Here is a 15,952-nt window from a genome sequence, read left to right as displayed (position 1 = left end):
TAAAACAGGGAAAATTAGGAATTCAACGGGTTGCTCAGGTTATCCGTTCTGAAAACAAGCTTACCCGCGGGAAATAACTTCTCATCCACCGTAGCTAACCGATAAAATTATTCACCACCCGGGTATAAAGATACTGCCGCGTATTTTTGTACCATGAAAATAATAGGTTAATCGGGGTGGATTCGTTTCGTCACATTGCCCCTTGCGTGCCTGTTGGGGGCCTCTTTTTCCGCAACATTTTCCCGCGCTATACGAGAGAACGCCCTCCGCGAAGAGGGCGTTGAGCAATCAGGCCTGCACCTGCTGAGGTTGCGCTTCCGGCTCCTCTTCCTGCAACAGCCCTTCGTTTTTCGACAGCATCGCCGTGGCAATTCCGTTGCCCAGCACATTGATCGCCGAACGGCCCATATCAAGGAAATGGTCGATGCCCATCAACAGCAAAATCCCGGCGACGGGGATATTGAAGCTCGGGATCGTGGCGGCCAGTACCACCAGCGCAGAACGCGGGACCCCGGCAATCCCTTTTGATGCCAGCATCAAGGTCAGCATCATGACGGTAATTTCGCTAAAACTCAGCTGGATGTTATAAGCCTGGGCAATAAACATCGAAGCGAACGAGCAGTAGACCATCGACCCCACCAGGTTAAAGGAGTAGCCAATGGGCAGCACGAAGGAGACGATGTTGCGCGAGCAGCCAAAACTGACCAGCCGCTCCAGGGTCTTCGGATACGCCGCCTCAGAGCTGCTGGTGGTGAACGCCACCAGCACCGGGTCTTTGAGCATGTTGAGCAGGCGGAAGACCTCTTTTTTCAGCACCATATAACCTACCGCCAGCAGCACCGCGCTGGTCAGCAGCACCGCGATGTAGTAGCCGCCGATAAAGGAGGCATAGTTAAGCAAAATGCCCATCCCCTGCGAGGCGATAACCGATGAGATGGCGGCAAAAATAGCCAGCGGAGCCACGTACATCACATATCCGGTGACCTTCAGCATGATATGAGAGACGACGTTGAGCGCGGCGACCAGCGGCGCGTTGAATTTCTCCCCCAGCGAGGCCCCGGCGATACCGAAGAACATCGAGAACACCACGATTTGCAGAATTTCGTTGTTCGCCATTGCCTCGGTAATACTGGTCGGGATGGTGTGAGACAGGAATCCTTTTAAGCTCATTCCGCTGACCGCAAGGCCGGTATCCACCGACTCTTTAGGAATCGCCAGGTTTAAGCCTGCGCCGGGATGTTCAATGGTCACAATCACCAGCCCGACCAGAATAGAGAGGATCGACGAGGTGATGAACCACACCATCGCCTTACCGCCCACTCGCCCGATAGTCGCGGTTTCTCCCAGACGCATAATCCCCACCGTCAGCGTACTGAAGACTAATGGCGCAATGACCATCTTAATCAGCCGCAAAAACATGTCGGTAAAGAGCGTAATATTTTCTGCCCATGAGGTAATTGTGCCCGGAGAGGCATACGCATGAATCACCGCGCCGGAGAGGATCCCCAACAGCATGAAAATAACGATAAACAGCGTGAGTTTGTTTGCACTTGCCACAACAATGAACCCCTGATTTATTTAATGTATTGATTTTAATGCACATATGTTTTTTTTATCCGTATGCATTAAACATTCACCACATAAATTGAATAAAAGACGCAAGGGTTACAACTCTTTTTTAGTTATTTATCTCTGCAGTTGATAAAACTGTTGATGCATATCAATCCTCATCCACTCCGCGGCCGCCGCCGCGGATTCTGACGCCCGATGGCGGAGGTCTCCCGGCCGCCCGTTTTACATCGCCAGCCCCCCGCCGCCGGCATAAGGCTGCTTGCCGACTATTTTCATCACCTCGGCGCCAAAGGTGACAAATGGCGCCCACCGGCTGGCGTAAATCAACCCGCCGACCTGCGGACGGACCGATTGAATCATATCGGTGAGAGGGTCGATAATCTCGGCCACCACCTCATCGGCGCTGACCCACTCGCCGGGCTGTTTCAACGGTACGAGGATCCCGCTCGCCGGCGCGGTGACAATCTCTCCCCCTGAAAAGGGCAGCATCAGCGTCTCCTGCTGTGGGACCGGCGGGCATGCGCCCGCCAGCACGCCGCGGTATTGCAAGTAACGGTACAGACGTTCGGCATCCTCACGAGCCAGCGCGTGATTCACATCCTGCTGACCGCGCAGCTCCACGGTCACCGCCATACAGCCAGGCTGGCCGTGCTGCCATTGCGGAAAGCGGGCGGCCAGGCGATGCCAGGGCAACCCGCAGGCTTCATCAAACGAGTAACCGCCGCTCTCTTGCGACAGCAGTACCGTTTCAATACCTAAAAAGGCAGCCACCACGCCGGCCTCCGCCTGCCAGGCCGGATCGGCATACAGGTGCAAAATGGCCCGATCGTCGCAGTGCAGATCCAGCACCACGTCGGCATCACAGGCCAGACTCAGCAGATGGTGGCGTAGCGCCTGAACTTCGCTGCGCAGCGGTTCGGCGGCCAGCGCCTCACGCATCGCCTCGCGCACCTGCTGCAGGTATGCTTCACGGGTCAGCGGTTCATCGGCGCAGAGATACCGCTGCGCAAGGGGGGCCAGATCGGGAAAATCGCGGTTAAAGTTGCGACCGCTCGCCAGGTCAAATCGCCCGATACCGCCGTTGAGCACCACCTGAGCCAGGCCCGGCGGGTTAGCGACCGGGACGAGGATAATTTCACCGCGCAGCTCGGCGCGCCGTTCCGCCTGGTTGAGTAATCTTTTAAGATAATGCAGAACCAGCATGCCCGGGATTTCATCGGCGTGCAGTCCCGCCTGGAGATAGATTTTTTCTCCACGGCCGGGTTCGCCAAAGTGAAAATGGGTTAATTGCCGCTGCCCACTCAACGCATGTTCGGGTAAGGTATAGTGTTTAATTTTCATTGGACATCCTATCTGTGGAAAAGAAAGCCCGGCTTGACCGTATCGATCACAAGATCCTTGAAATCCTGCGCCGGGATGGCCGCATTTCTTATCAAAAGCTCTCGGAGCAGGTAAACCTCACCGCCCGTCCCTGCCTGGAACGCGTACGTGGCCTTGAGCGTGACGGCATTATCCGTGGCTACAGCGCGGTGATTGAACTCCCCGAACCGGAGCATGCCTTCGTGGTGCAGGCGCAAATTGCGCTGGCCGACCACGGCCGCTCACAGCCGGTATTTGAACAAGAGATGCGCCAGACGCCGGAGGTGCTCGACTGCTGGCTGGTCAGCGGCAGCTTTGACTTTCTGGTGCGTATCGGCTGTCGCAGCATGGCGCACTACTGCCAGCTGGCCGACAGCTGGCTGACCAGCAAAAAATTTCGCGTCGATAAAATCGTCACCCTGACGGAACTGCAGTCCATCAAACGCTCCTGATCAGGGGCGCTTGATAAACGCCAGCCAGCGTCGTTCCGCCCGCGAAAAGAGGTAAATCAGCAAAAAAGTGCACACTAAATAGAGCGCGGCGGCCATCAGGAACGGGATAAACGGCGAGTAGGTAATGGCATAAAAGGCGCGCGCCACGCCGGTGATATCCAGCAATGTCACGGTACTGGCGAGCGAAGTGGCGTGCAGTAAAAACACCATCTCATTGTTCAGCGCCGGGATCCCGCGCCGCAGCGTAGCGGGCAGGACCAGCCGGCGAATAATCTGCCACTTAGTCATGCCATAGGCTTCCCCGGCCACCCACTCCTGACGCGGAAACGTCGCCATCATCCCCGCCAGCAATTCCGCGACATACGCCGCGGTGTTCAGCACCAGCGCCAGGGTGGCGCAGAAGGTTGCGTCGCGGAACAGCAGCCAGAACGGCCGATCGTTTTGCCAGCCCAGCTGGACGATGTCGAACTGAGACAGCCCGTAATAGATCAGCATCAGCTGCAGATAAAGCGGCGTGCTGCGGAAAAACCAGGTGAAGCCGCGCACGGGCCAGGCCAGCAGGCGCGGACCGTAGGCCTGGCCAATCGCCAGCAGCACCGCCAGCACCATGCCGGGCGCCAGGGCGAGCAAAAACAGCTCCGCCGTCATCGCCAGCCCGCTCGTGGAACCGTTGCCGTCACTCCACAGATAGCCCGGTACCGCCTCGATAAAGGTCTGCAGATTCATTGCGTCGCCCCCGCCGTTGACGAACGCAGCGCGTAGCGCTTCGCCAGAAGGCTAAACAACCAGCTGGACAAGGCGGTGATGACCATATAAATCAGCGAGACCAGGAAGTAGAACAAAAAGGGTTTCTGCGTGGCGCGCCCGGCCTGTTCCGCCAGCCACACCATATCTTCTAAACCGAGAATGGAGACCAGCGCCGACGCCTTCATCAAACCCAACCAGTTATTATTGATGCCTGGAATGGCAAAGCTCAGCATCTGCGGCAGCATAATCCGCCGGAAGACCAGCCACGGCCGCATGCCGTAGGCTTCAGCCGCTTCGGTTTGTCCCCGATCGACGGTGAGAAACGCGCCGCGAAACGTCTCGGTGTAATAGGCGCCAAACACGAAGCCAATCGCCAGCACGCCGGAAATAAAGGTATTAAAACGCACCGGCCCAAGTCCTGCCAGCGACAGCAGCGCGTTGACCAGCATCTCGCCGCCAAAAAACAGCAGCAGCATAATCACCAGCTCCGGAATGCCGCGCACCAGCGTGGTATAGCCGGTGGAAAACCAGCGCAGCCAACGCGGTCCGAACAGCTTAATCAGCGCATTCACCAGCCCCAGCAGCAGCGCCACCAGCAGTGAGACCAGCATCACGCACAACGATACCCCCGCGCCGCGTAACAGTAGCGGTAAATAATCTGCAACCATATTCTGTCTTCCACCCGTTGCGTAAAGGGGCGCCGCTCGCCGACCGCGCCCTCCCCTTTACGGCTTAATTGCCGTAGATATCGAAGCTAAAGTACTTTTTCTCAATCGCGGCGTAGGTGCCGTCGGCGCGGATCTGCTTGATGGCCTCGTTGAGGGCGTCGCGCAATGCCGGATTGTCTTTATTGACCGCAATGCCGACATCAGACGAGATGCTGCCGTCGCTGATAACCGGGCCAGCGAAGGCGAATTTTTGCCCGCGCGGCGTGTCAACAAAGCTGGTCGCCGCCTGGATATTATCCTGTAAGGAGGCATCGATACGCCCGGAGAGCAGATCCAGATAGACGTTGTCCTGGTTGGCGTAACCGACGATCTTCACGCCCTGACCGGCCCAGTGGGTTCTGGCGTAGGCTTCATGGGTTGAGCCGGTTTGTACGCCGACGGTCTTGCCCTTAAGACTGGCGGCCTCCGGCAGCAACGGACTCCCCTTGCGCGCCACCAGCTGCGCCGCGCTGCGATAGTAGCGGTCGGTGAAATCCACTTCCTTCTTACGTTCGTCGGTAATATTCAGCGAAGCAATAATTGCATCAAATTTATGCGCATTCAGCGCGGCGATCATGCTCTCAAACGGCTGCTTGACGAAGACGCACTTCGCTTTTAGCTGCGTACAGAGCGCATTGGCAATGTCGATATCAAAGCCGGTGATCTCGCCGCTGGGCGCCAGCACGTCAAAGGGCGGATAGCCACCGTCAACGCCGAAGCTGATGGTGTCAAACTGCTGGGCGGCGAGCGGCGCGCTCAGCGCCATACAGGCCAGTAAAGCGGTAATGCGTGTTTTCATATTCTGTTACCCCTGATGTCAACGACGTGGCTAAAAACGCAGTGAAAGGCAGGTCAGGCCGCCATCCATTTTCTTAAATTCGCTGGTATCGAGTTGCACAACCGGCATCCCCAGCTTGCTGATTTCGCCCAGGGTATAGGGGTACCCCTGAGGCGTAATTAATGTGTCGTTGATCCAGAGCGTATTCCCGGCGTACGACTCCTCTTCCGGGATCACAATGGTATTGAACCCGCTAAACGCCGGGTGATTGACGTACCCTTCCGTCAGCAGCAACGTATTGCGTCCGACATAGTTGACGATGGACTTCAGGTGCAGCCCGGCGCTCACGTCAATGGACGTCACCTGATAGCCATGCGGCTCAACGGCAGCGGCAAACTCGCGAATCCCCTGCTCATCGGTACGCGCCGTCTGGCCAACAAAGAACTGTTTACCGACCAGCAGCACGTCGCCGCCATCCATATGACCCCGCTCGCTCATGTGCACCAGTGGACGAAAACCGGCAAGCACCGGCGCTATCGATGCCACTTCCCCCTGGCGACTCGGCGCGCCGGGATGAGTGATGACCGCCAGTTCCGGCATGACGACCGCGGTATCTTCAACAAAGTGGGCATCCGGATAATCCGCAGCCGCAGGCAATACGGTCACTTTCAGGCCGAGCTGCAGCAAGGTTTCGACATAGGCGAGGAACTGACGCGTGGTGCCGGCAATATCCGGCGCGCCGAGCCGGGCGGTGGTTTGACCGGCGGCACAGGTTGCGGCCGGCAGGCGGGCGATAGCCTGGTTAAAATGCATAGAGAACCCTCAGGTGACTAGTGATCGTTGTTGTTCCCGACATGCCGGTAAAGCAACGGGTTTTCTTGATTATCAAACAGATGTTGTCACCAGTCCGGCTGAATAGCCGGCCACAAAGGTCAATTTACGCTGTATATTGCCGGGGAAACGACGCATTCCGCTGTCGGATGACGGGCTCTTGCCGAAGGCTAGCGCGGCGCGTTTGCCGCCGGATGAGAGGGAGAGACGGGAAGGAGCAGCGCGGTGAGTTTTTCGATTGGCATCGACCGGTAAAAATACCATCCCTGAATTAACGCATTTTCATCGAAGGATTTGACGAACTCAAAATCCGCTTTACTCTCCACGCCTTCAAAAACGATTTGCTTATTCAGCCTGCAAACGACATCAAGAAGCGAGGTCAAAATAGCTCGTTTATACTCATTCTTAAGTCCGTTGACGAAAAATTTATCCAGTTTTATCTCATCATAAAACACTTCGGTTAACCACTGCAGGTTTGAAGAGCCGGTGCCGAAATCATCGAGGGCGATGCGCAATCCGCGGTTCATCGCCTGTAAAGAAAAGGCGGCGATTTTTTTATAGTATTCGCCGCTTCTTTCGGTAATCTCAATTTTAATCTGCTGAGGGCGAATACCTTTATGTTGCAAAACCCGCAGGAGATTATCTAAATAAAGCGGGTCATTAATTTCATATTTGCCGATATTAATCGCGAGGGTAAAGCGGGCGTCGGCGAGCAGAATGGTTTTCAACTCGCTGGTGGCCTTCTCCATCACCAGCTGCGAAAGATCGTGGTAAACATTCAGCTGTTCGGCCATTGAAATAAACAGCTCCGGAGAGATGTGACCATAGCGCGGGTCATGCCAGCGAACCAGCGCTTCGACGCCGACTACGCGTTCATTTTTAGCGCACACCAACGGCTGATATTCCATGTAAATGCGCTGATTAATAATCGCTTTTTTTAAGCGAAACTCCAGCGATCGCCGTTCGCTGAGATAGCTCAGAATGGAATAGACAATCGCGGCGCCGAGAATAAAAGCCGCGCCCACCATGAGGACGATAAGGAGCGGAGAGAGGGACAAAAATCCCTGTTTTCGCTCCGTCAGATGAGTGCAAATATCGAATTTACTGCTGCATAAGCTAACGCTTATCGACGACCTTGCCCCGATCGCGGATTTTATATTATTAAGAAAAACATGTTCACCGTTCAGGCTGGTTAAAGAAAAATTAAAACCGTGGTGCTGGCGGGAAAATGTGCTAAAGGCAAATGATGAGGTAAAGGAAATAATATTGCCTTGCTGGGTCATATCGAGAACCACCCCGTACGGGAGATAGTTTTTTACGCCCGGGTAAATACGGTATCCATTCGGTACGACATATTTTTCGGCGGGGAGCGGCAGCGGTTTATCCAGCCTGCCCCAGTTGGCGGTGCAGGCCAGCTTACCGCTCTCCACGATGCCAATGTCTTCCACGCTGGCATACTTCCAGATAACCTCTCGCAAGGCCGCGATCGCCTGTTTGTTACAGCCATCAAGATGTCGCTTCTGCGCGTGATCAATAGAAGAGATGATTTGCGTGGTCACATCTTCGGCGTGGGCGAGAAGCTCATGGCTCAACGTATCAAGCTGAGCGCGCTGGTTGTTTAACATCACGGCGTTGGTCAGCAAAACGGAAAGGAGCACGGCGATGCCGCCGCCCGTCAACAGCCATTTCGTCTTATGGATAAATTTCATCGTCTCTGCACAACTCCTGGTGGATGCCGGTATTCGCGTGACAAATCCGGACACCCGACGTACCCGTCCCTGCAGTACAGATCTATAATCTTGATAATAATGGCGTCAGGGCGGTTATACCAGACATGAAAAATCGCCTCGTCCAGCCAGAACCTGGAGCAAACGCGCAGGCTACGGCGAATGACGGGTCAGTTTTGCCCTCTTTTTTAGCCTAACCAGCTCATCGAAAAGCGTTTTATCCAGACATATCTCAACAGTCTTTTCATAATTCCTCCATTTTTGCGGGGCGTTTGGTCACTAAACTAGTATCATTTCGCGAAACGTTTCAGGATGAGATAGCAAATTAATGAAAGGCAGTCATACACTCCGTTGGGGCATCGCGCTGGCGGTCATCGTCATTGCCGGTGCCGGGTACTGGTTCTGGCAGAGTCGTGAAGCGACAAACGCTACGCCTGCGGCGGCAAATGGCTCACAGCCGCAGGCGCCAGGCGGCGGTCGCCATGGCCGCTTCGGCGCGGCCCTGGCACCGGTTCAGGCGGCAACAGCCACCAGCGAATCGGTGCCTCGCTATCTCAGCGGCCTCGGTACGGTGACGGCAGCCAACACGGTGACCGTACGCAGCCGGGTGGATGGCCAGCTGTTAGCTATCCACTTCCAGGAAGGCCAGCAGGTCAAAGCGGGCGATCTGCTCGCCGAAATCGACCCCAGTCAGTTTAAAGTCGCGCTGGCGCAGGCCCAGGGCCAGTTGGCGAAAGATAAAGCCACGCTCGCTAACGCCCGACGCGATCTCGCCCGCTATCAACAGCTGGTGAAGAGCAATCTTGTTTCCCGCCAGGAGCTGGATACCCAGCAGTCGCTGGTCAGCGAAACGGAAGGCACCATCAAAGCCGACGAAGCCGCCGTGGCCAGCGCCCAGCTGCAGCTGAACTGGAGCCGCATCACCGCGCCGATTGACGGCCGCGTTGGCTTAAAACAGGTGGATATCGGCAATCAGATTTCAAGCAGCGATACCACCGGCATCGTGGTGTTAACCCAAACCCACCCAATCGATTTGGTCTTCACGCTGCCGGAAAATGATATCGCGACCGTTGTCCAGGCGCAGAAAGCCGGGAAAACGCTGCAGGTTGAGGCCTGGGACCGGACCAACAAACAAAAAATCAGCGAAGGGTCGCTGCTGAGTCTGGATAACCAGATTGACGCCACCACCGGGACCATCAAACTGAAAGCGCGCTTTAACAACCAGGACGACACCCTGTTCCCGAACCAGTTCGTGAACGCCCGTATGCTGGTAGACACGGAACAGAACGCCATCGTCATCCCGACTGCCGCACTGCAGATGGGCAATGAAGGCCATTTCGTCTGGGTATTGAACGATGAGAATAAAGTCAGCAAGCACACCGTCACGCCGGGTATTCAGGACAGTCTGAAGGTGGTGATTACCGCCGGGCTGTCGGCGGGTGACCGGGTGGTTACTGACGGTATCGATCGTCTGACCGAAGGGGCAAAAGTGGAAGTGGTGGACCCGCACAGCGCGCCGGCGGCCGCGGCGGAGAAAGCCACCAGCCGTGAGTATGGCCATAAAGGAGCGCGCTCCTGATGCAGGTATTACCCCCGAGCAGTACGGGCGGCCCTTCCCGACTGTTTATTCTGCGCCCGGTCGCCACCACGCTGCTGATGGTGGCGATTATGCTGGCGGGGATCATCGGCTATCGATTCCTGCCGGTTTCCGCCTTGCCGGAAGTGGATTATCCGACCATTCAGGTAGTCACCCTCTATCCCGGCGCCAGTCCGGACGTCGTCACATCGGCGATTACCGCCCCGCTGGAACGCCAGTTTGGCCAGATGTCGGGCCTGAAGCAGATGTCGTCGCAAAGTTCCGGCGGCGCCTCGGTGGTCACGCTCCAGTTCCAGCTGACCCTGCCGCTGGACGTGGCCGAACAGGAGGTCCAGGCCGCGATCAACGCCGCCACCAACCTGCTGCCATCCGACCTGCCGAACCCGCCGGTGTACAGTAAAGTCAACCCGGCCGATCCGCCGATCATGACCCTCGCGGTCACTTCTTCCGCCATTCCGATGACCCAGGTGGAAGATATGGTGGAGACCCGCGTGGCGCAGAAAATTTCCCAGGTCTCCGGCGTCGGGCTGGTGACCCTCGCGGGCGGTCAACGCCCGGCGGTCCGCGTGAAGCTCAATGCGCAGGCGATTGCCGCGCTGGGGCTGACCAGCGAAACCATCCGCACCGCTATCACCAGCGCCAACGTCAACTCGGCCAAAGGCAGCCTTGACGGCCCTTCCCGCGCCGTGACCCTCTCCGCTAACGATCAGATGCAGTCGGCGGAAGATTATCGCCGCCTGATCGTCGCCTGGCAGAACGGCGCGCCGATTCGTCTCGGCGATGTCGCTACCATTGAGCAAGGGGCGGAAAACAGCTGGCTCGGCGCATGGGCGAATAACCAGCAGGCGATCGTCATGAACGTTCAACGCCAGCCGGGAGCGAACATCATCGCCACCGCCGATAGCGTGCGTCAGATGCTGCCGCAGCTGACCGAGAGCCTGCCGAAGTCGGTCAAGGTGCAGGTCCTTTCCGACCGCACCACCAACATTCGCGCGTCGGTGAGCGATACCCAGTTTGAGCTGATGCTGGCGATTGCGCTGGTGGTGATGATCATCTACCTGTTCCTGCGCAACGTACCGGCGACCATTATCCCCGGCGTCGCCGTGCCGCTGTCGCTGGTGGGCACCTTCGCGGTGATGGTGTTCCTCGACTTCTCGATCAACAACCTGACGCTGATGGCGCTCACTATCGCCACCGGCTTCGTTGTCGATGACGCCATCGTGGTGATCGAAAACATCTCGCGCTATATCGAAAAGGGCGAAAAACCGCTCGCCGCCGCGCTGAAAGGTGCCGGAGAGATCGGCTTTACCATCATCTCGTTGACCTTCTCGCTGATTGCGGTGCTGATCCCGCTGCTGTTTATGGGCGATATCGTCGGCCGGCTGTTCCGCGAGTTTGCCATTACCCTCGCGGTGGCAATATTAATTTCCGCCGTCGTCTCGCTGACGCTGACGCCAATGATGTGCGCGCGCATGCTCAGTCACGAGTCGCTGCGTAAGCAAAACCGCTTCTCGCGGGCCAGCGAGCGCTTCTTCGATCGGGTCATCGCCGCGTATGGTCGGATGCTTAGCCGGGTGCTGAATCACCCGTGGCTGACCCTGAGCGTGGCCTTAGGCACGCTGGCGCTGTCAATCATGCTGTGGGTCTTCATTCCGAAAGGCTTCTTCCCGATTCAGGACAACGGCATTATTCAGGGGACGTTACAGGCTCCGCAGTCCGCTTCGTTTGCGAATATGGCGCAGCGCCAGGAGCAGGTTTCCGCGGCGATCCTCAAAGACCCGGCCGTCGAGAGCCTGACCTCCTACGTCGGAGTGGACGGCACCAACCCGGCGCTGAACAGCGCCCGCCTGCAGATTAACCTCAAACCGCTGGATGAACGCGACGACCGTGTGCAGGCCGTGATTAGCCGCCTGCAAAAATCGGTGGACGGGATCCCCGGCGTCGAGCTCTACCTACAGCCGACCCAGGATCTGACTATCGATACCACCGTCAGCCGGACCCAGTATCAGTTCACCTTGCAGGCGAACTCGCTGGATGCCCTCAGTAACTGGGTGCCGCAGCTGCTGACGCGTCTCCAGGCGCTTCCGCAGCTCTCCGACGTCAGCAGCGACTGGCAGGATAAGGGCCTCGCCGCCTATATCAAAGTCGATCGCGACAGCGCCAGCCGTCTCGGCATCAGCATGGCCGATGTCGATAATGCGCTGTATAACGCCTTCGGCCAGCGGCTGATCTCGACCATCTACACTCAGGCCAATCAGTATCGCGTGGTGCTGGAGCATGACACCCGGGAGACGCCGGGGCTGGCGGCGCTGGACAATATTCGCCTGACCAGCAGCGGGGGCGGCATCGTGCCGCTGAAGTCCATCGCCAGCGTCGAGCAGCGCTTCGCGCCGCTGTCGATTAACCATCTCGATCAGTTCCCGGTGACCACCATTTCGTTCAACGTCCCGGATAACTACTCGCTGGGCGATGCGGTCGACGCCATCCTCGCCGCCGAACAGGCGCTGGATTTGCCGACCGATATCCGCACCCAGTTCCAGGGCAGCACCCTCGCCTTCCAGTCGGCGCTCGGCAACACCGTCTGGCTGGTGGTGGCGGCGGTCGTGGCGATGTATATCGTGCTCGGCGTGCTGTATGAAAGCTTTATCCACCCGATAACCATTCTGTCGACCTTACCGACCGCCGGCGTCGGCGCGCTGCTGGCGCTGTGGCTGGCAGGCAGCGAGCTGGATGTTATCGCCATTATCGGGATTATCCTGCTGATTGGTATCGTCAAGAAGAACGCCATCATGATGATCGACTTTGCGCTGGCCGCCGAACGCGAACAGGGCATGCCGCCACGTGAGGCGATTTATCAGGCCTGCCTGCTGCGTTTTCGCCCGATTCTGATGACCACGCTTGCCGCTCTGCTCGGCGCGCTGCCGCTGATGCTGAGCACCGGCGTCGGCGCCGAGCTACGGCGTCCTCTGGGTATCGGTATGGTGGGCGGTCTGATGTTAAGCCAGGTGCTGACGCTGTTCACCACCCCGGTTATCTATCTGCTCTTCGACCGCCTGTCGCTGTATATCAAGAGCCGCTTCCCACGGCATGAGGAGGAGGCGTAAATGAAGTTTTTCGCCCTCTTCATTTACCGCCCGGTGGCGACGATTCTGATTTCGCTCGCCATCACCCTGTGCGGGGTACTCGGTTTCCGTCTGCTGCCGGTCGCCCCGCTGCCGCAGGTGGATTTCCCGGTGATCATGATCAGCGCCTCGCTGCCCGGCGCGTCGCCGGAAACCATGGCCTCGTCGGTGGCCACGCCGCTTGAACGCTCGCTCGGCCGGATCGCCGGCGTGTCGGAAATGACCTCCACCAGTTCGCTGGGCAGCACGCGCATTATTATGGAGTTCAATTTCGACCGCGATATCAACGGCGCCGCCCGCGATGTGCAGGCGGCGATCAACGCCGCGCAAAGCCTGCTGCCGAGCGGCATGCCAAGCCGCCCGACCTATCGCAAGGCCAACCCATCCGATGCGCCGATTATGATCCTCACGCTCACCTCGGATACCTACTCCCAGGGCGAGCTGTACGATTTTGCCTCGACTCAACTGGCGCAAACCATCGCCCAGATTGACGGCGTTGGCGACGTCGACGTGGGCGGCAGCTCGCTGCCCGCGGTGCGCGTCGACCTCAACCCGCAGGCGCTGTTTAACCAGGGCGTGTCGCTGGACGCCGTGCGCACCGCTATCGATAACGCCAACGTCCGTAGACCGCAGGGGGCGCTGGAAGATCACAGCTCGCGCTGGCAGGTACAAACGAACGATGAGCTCAAAACCGCCGCGGAATACCAGCCGCTGATCGTACACTACAACAACGGCGCGGCGGTGCGTCTTGGCGACGTCGCGCAGATCAGCGATTCGGTGCAGGATGTGCGTAACGCCGGGATGACCAACGCGAAGCCGGCAATTTTGCTGATGATCCGCAAGCTGCCGGAAGCCAATATCATCCAGACGGTCGACAGCATTCGCGCCCGCCTGCCGGATCTGCAAAAAACCATTCCGGCGGCTATCGACCTGCAAATCGCCCAGGACCGCTCGCCGACCATCCGCGCCTCGCTGGAGGAAGTCGAGCAGACGCTGGTGATCTCGGTGGCGCTGGTGATCCTCGTGGTGTTCCTGTTTCTGCGCTCCGGCAGAGCCACGCTGATCCCGGCGGTGGCGGTGCCGGTCTCGCTGATTGGTACCTTTGCGGCCATGTACCTTTGCGACTTTAGCCTCAACAACCTGTCGCTGATGGCCCTGACCATCGCCACCGGCTTCGTCGTCGACGATGCTATCGTGGTGCTGGAAAATATCTCCCGCCATCTTGAGGCCGGAATGAAACCGCTGCAGGCGGCGCTGCAGGGGAGCCGTGAAGTCGGCTTCACCGTGCTGTCGATGAGTCTCTCGCTGGTGGCGGTCTTTTTACCGCTGCTGCTGATGGGCGGCCTGCCGGGGCGGCTGCTACGCGAATTCGCCGTCACCTTATCGGTGGCGATCGGCATCTCGCTGGCGGTCTCCCTTACCCTGACGCCGATGATGTGCGGCTGGCTGCTGAAGAGCGGTAAACCTTCTCAACCCACGCGTAACCGCGGTTTCGGCCGCCTGCTGGTCGCCGTGCAGGGCGGCTACGGTAAATCGCTGAAATGGGTTCTGAGACACAGCCGCATGACCGGTCTGGTGCTGTTGGGGACCATGGCGCTCAGCGTCTGGCTCTATATCTCTATTCCAAAAACCTTCTTCCCGGAGCAGGATACCGGCGTGCTGATGGGCGGCATTCAGGCCGATCAGAGTATCTCTTTCCAGGCGATGCGCGGCAAACTGCAGGACTTTATGCAGATCATCCGCGAAGATCCGGCGGTGGATAACGTGACCGGCTTTACCGGCGGCTCACGGGTGAACAGCGGGATGATGTTTATCACCCTTAAACCTCGCGACCAGCGACATGAAACGGCGCAGCAGATTATCGACCGGCTGCGTAAAAAACTGGCGAAAGAACCGGGCGCCAACCTGTTCTTAATGGCGGTGCAGGATATTCGCGTCGGCGGCCGTCAGGCCAACGCCAGCTATCAGTACACCCTGCTGTCAGACGATCTTTCGGCGCTGCGCGAATGGGAACCGAAGATTCGTAAAGCGCTGGCCGCGCTGCCGGAACTGGCGGACGTCAACTCTGACCAGCAGGATAACGGCGCCGAAATGAACCTCATCTACGATCGCGATACCATGTCGCGCCTCGGGATCAGCGTTCAGGATGCCAACAATCTGCTGAATAACGCCTTCGGCCAGCGGCAGATCTCGACGATTTACCAGCCGCTGAACCAGTATAAAGTGGTGATGGAGGTCGATCCGGTTTATACCCAGGACGTCAGCGCGCTGGATAAGATGTTTGTGATCAACAGCGAAGGTAAGCCGATCCCCCTCGCCTATTTCGCCCGCTGGCAGCCGGCTAACGCGCCGCTGTCGGTCAACCACCAGGGATTGTCGGCAGCGTCGACGATCTCCTTTAACCTGCCGACCGGTAAATCGCTGTCGGAAGCCAGCGATGCCATCAACCGCGCGATGACTCAGCTTGGAGTGCCTTCCAGCGTCCGGGGCTCCTATGCCGGCACCGCGCAGGTCTTCCAGCAGACCATGAACTCGCAGGTTATTTTGATTCTGGCCGCCATTGCGACGGTCTATATCGTGCTGGGGATCCTCTACGAAAGCTATGTGCATCCGTTAACGATTCTCTCCACCCTCCCCTCGGCGGGGGTAGGCGCGCTGCTGGCGCTGGAGCTCTTTGGCGCGCCGTTTAGCCTGATTGCGCTGATCGGCATCATGCTATTAATTGGGATAGTGAAGAAAAACGCCATCATGATGGTCGACTTTGCCCTCGAGGCGCAGCGCAACGGCAATCTGCCGCCGGAAGAGGCAATCTTCCAGGCCTGCCTGCTGCGTTTCCGCCCGATTATGATGACCACCTTAGCGGCGCTGTTTGGCGCCCTGCCGCTGGTGCTCTCGGGCGGCGACGGCTCGGAACTGCGTCAGCCGCTGGGGATCACCATCGTCGGTGGGCTGGTGATGAGTCAGCTGTTGACCCTCTACACTACGCCGGTGGTCTATCTGTTCTTTGACCGTCTGCGGTTGCGTTTTTCGCGAAAACTCAGCCAACCGGTAAGCGAATAA

The 15,952-nt window shown here is 58.1% G+C and carries 11 protein-coding genes; 4 read left to right on the top strand and 7 right to left on the bottom strand.

The genetic code is table 11. The features are described from left to right. Positions 1–288: 288 nt before the first annotated feature. Together AC236I_RS08085 and AC236I_RS08080 are read right to left on the bottom strand one after the other, a co-directional pair. On the bottom strand, positions 289–1,557 hold the full coding sequence (locus tag AC236I_RS08085; protein WP_015583892.1) for a dicarboxylate/amino acid:cation symporter: 1,269 nt from the start codon (positions 1,555–1,557) through the stop codon (positions 289–291). Positions 1,558–1,794: 237 nt separating this feature from the next. Continuing rightward, entirely contained in the window at positions 1,795–2,913 is a 1,119-nt protein-coding gene (locus tag AC236I_RS08080) for a succinylglutamate desuccinylase/aspartoacylase family protein (RefSeq protein ID WP_316933713.1), read from the bottom strand. A gap of 14 nt (positions 2,914–2,927) precedes the next feature. Between AC236I_RS08080 and AC236I_RS08075 the strand changes: the two genes are divergently transcribed. Then, positions 2,928–3,383 (top strand): Lrp/AsnC family transcriptional regulator, encoded by a 456-nt coding sequence (locus AC236I_RS08075; RefSeq protein ID WP_004864612.1) that lies wholly within the window; start codon positions 2,928–2,930, stop codon positions 3,381–3,383. On the opposite strand, the gene AC236I_RS08070 is transcribed toward AC236I_RS08075, so the two are convergent. From AC236I_RS08070 to AC236I_RS08050, 5 genes are all read right to left on the bottom strand, one after another. Further along, positions 3,384–4,109 carry an ABC transporter permease gene (locus AC236I_RS08070; RefSeq protein WP_015583890.1) on the bottom strand — a complete coding sequence of 242 codons (726 nt, stop codon included), beginning with the start codon at positions 4,107–4,109 and terminating at the stop codon, positions 3,384–3,386. Then, a complete protein-coding gene (locus AC236I_RS08065; RefSeq protein WP_015583889.1) occupies positions 4,106–4,798 on the bottom strand; it encodes an ABC transporter permease in 693 nt (230 codons plus the stop codon). Before AC236I_RS08065 ends, AC236I_RS08070 begins: the two co-directional genes overlap by 4 nt. A 64-nt stretch (positions 4,799–4,862) precedes the next feature. After that, on the bottom strand, positions 4,863–5,636 hold the full coding sequence (locus AC236I_RS08060; RefSeq protein ID WP_015583888.1) for an ABC transporter substrate-binding protein: 774 nt from the start codon (positions 5,634–5,636) through the stop codon (positions 4,863–4,865). Positions 5,637–5,666: 30 nt separating this feature from the next. Then, entirely contained in the window at positions 5,667–6,428 is a 762-nt protein-coding gene (locus AC236I_RS08055; protein WP_032717915.1) for a dimethylarginine dimethylaminohydrolase family protein, read from the bottom strand. Positions 6,429–6,616: 188 nt separating this feature from the next. Then, positions 6,617–8,155 carry an EAL domain-containing protein gene (locus AC236I_RS08050; protein WP_487608739.1) on the bottom strand — a complete coding sequence of 513 codons (1,539 nt, stop codon included), beginning with the start codon at positions 8,153–8,155 and terminating at the stop codon, positions 6,617–6,619. Between the two features lie 346 nt (positions 8,156–8,501). Between AC236I_RS08050 and AC236I_RS08045 the strand changes: the two genes are divergently transcribed. The 3 genes from AC236I_RS08045 to mdtC are packed head-to-tail and all read left to right on the top strand — an operon-like array spanning position 8,502 to position 15,952. Next, positions 8,502–9,752: an MdtA/MuxA family multidrug efflux RND transporter periplasmic adaptor subunit gene (locus AC236I_RS08045; protein ID WP_015583885.1), complete on the top strand. Its 1,251-nt coding sequence runs from the start codon at positions 8,502–8,504 to the stop codon at positions 9,750–9,752. Then, positions 9,752–12,874, top strand: a complete 3,123-nt coding sequence (locus AC236I_RS08040) for an MdtB/MuxB family multidrug efflux RND transporter permease subunit (protein WP_128321126.1) — start codon at positions 9,752–9,754, stop codon at positions 12,872–12,874. The genes AC236I_RS08045 and AC236I_RS08040 overlap by 1 nt, the downstream gene beginning before the upstream one ends. Further along, complete coding sequence (gene mdtC / locus AC236I_RS08035; protein WP_123629597.1) at positions 12,875–15,952, top strand: multidrug efflux RND transporter permease subunit MdtC; 3,078 nt, start codon at positions 12,875–12,877, stop codon at positions 15,950–15,952.

The organism is Klebsiella sp. Sb-30 (genome assembly GCF_057652795.1).
The sequence above is the reverse complement of the archived record's forward strand: the minus strand, read 5'-3'. Positions and strand labels throughout refer to the sequence as shown.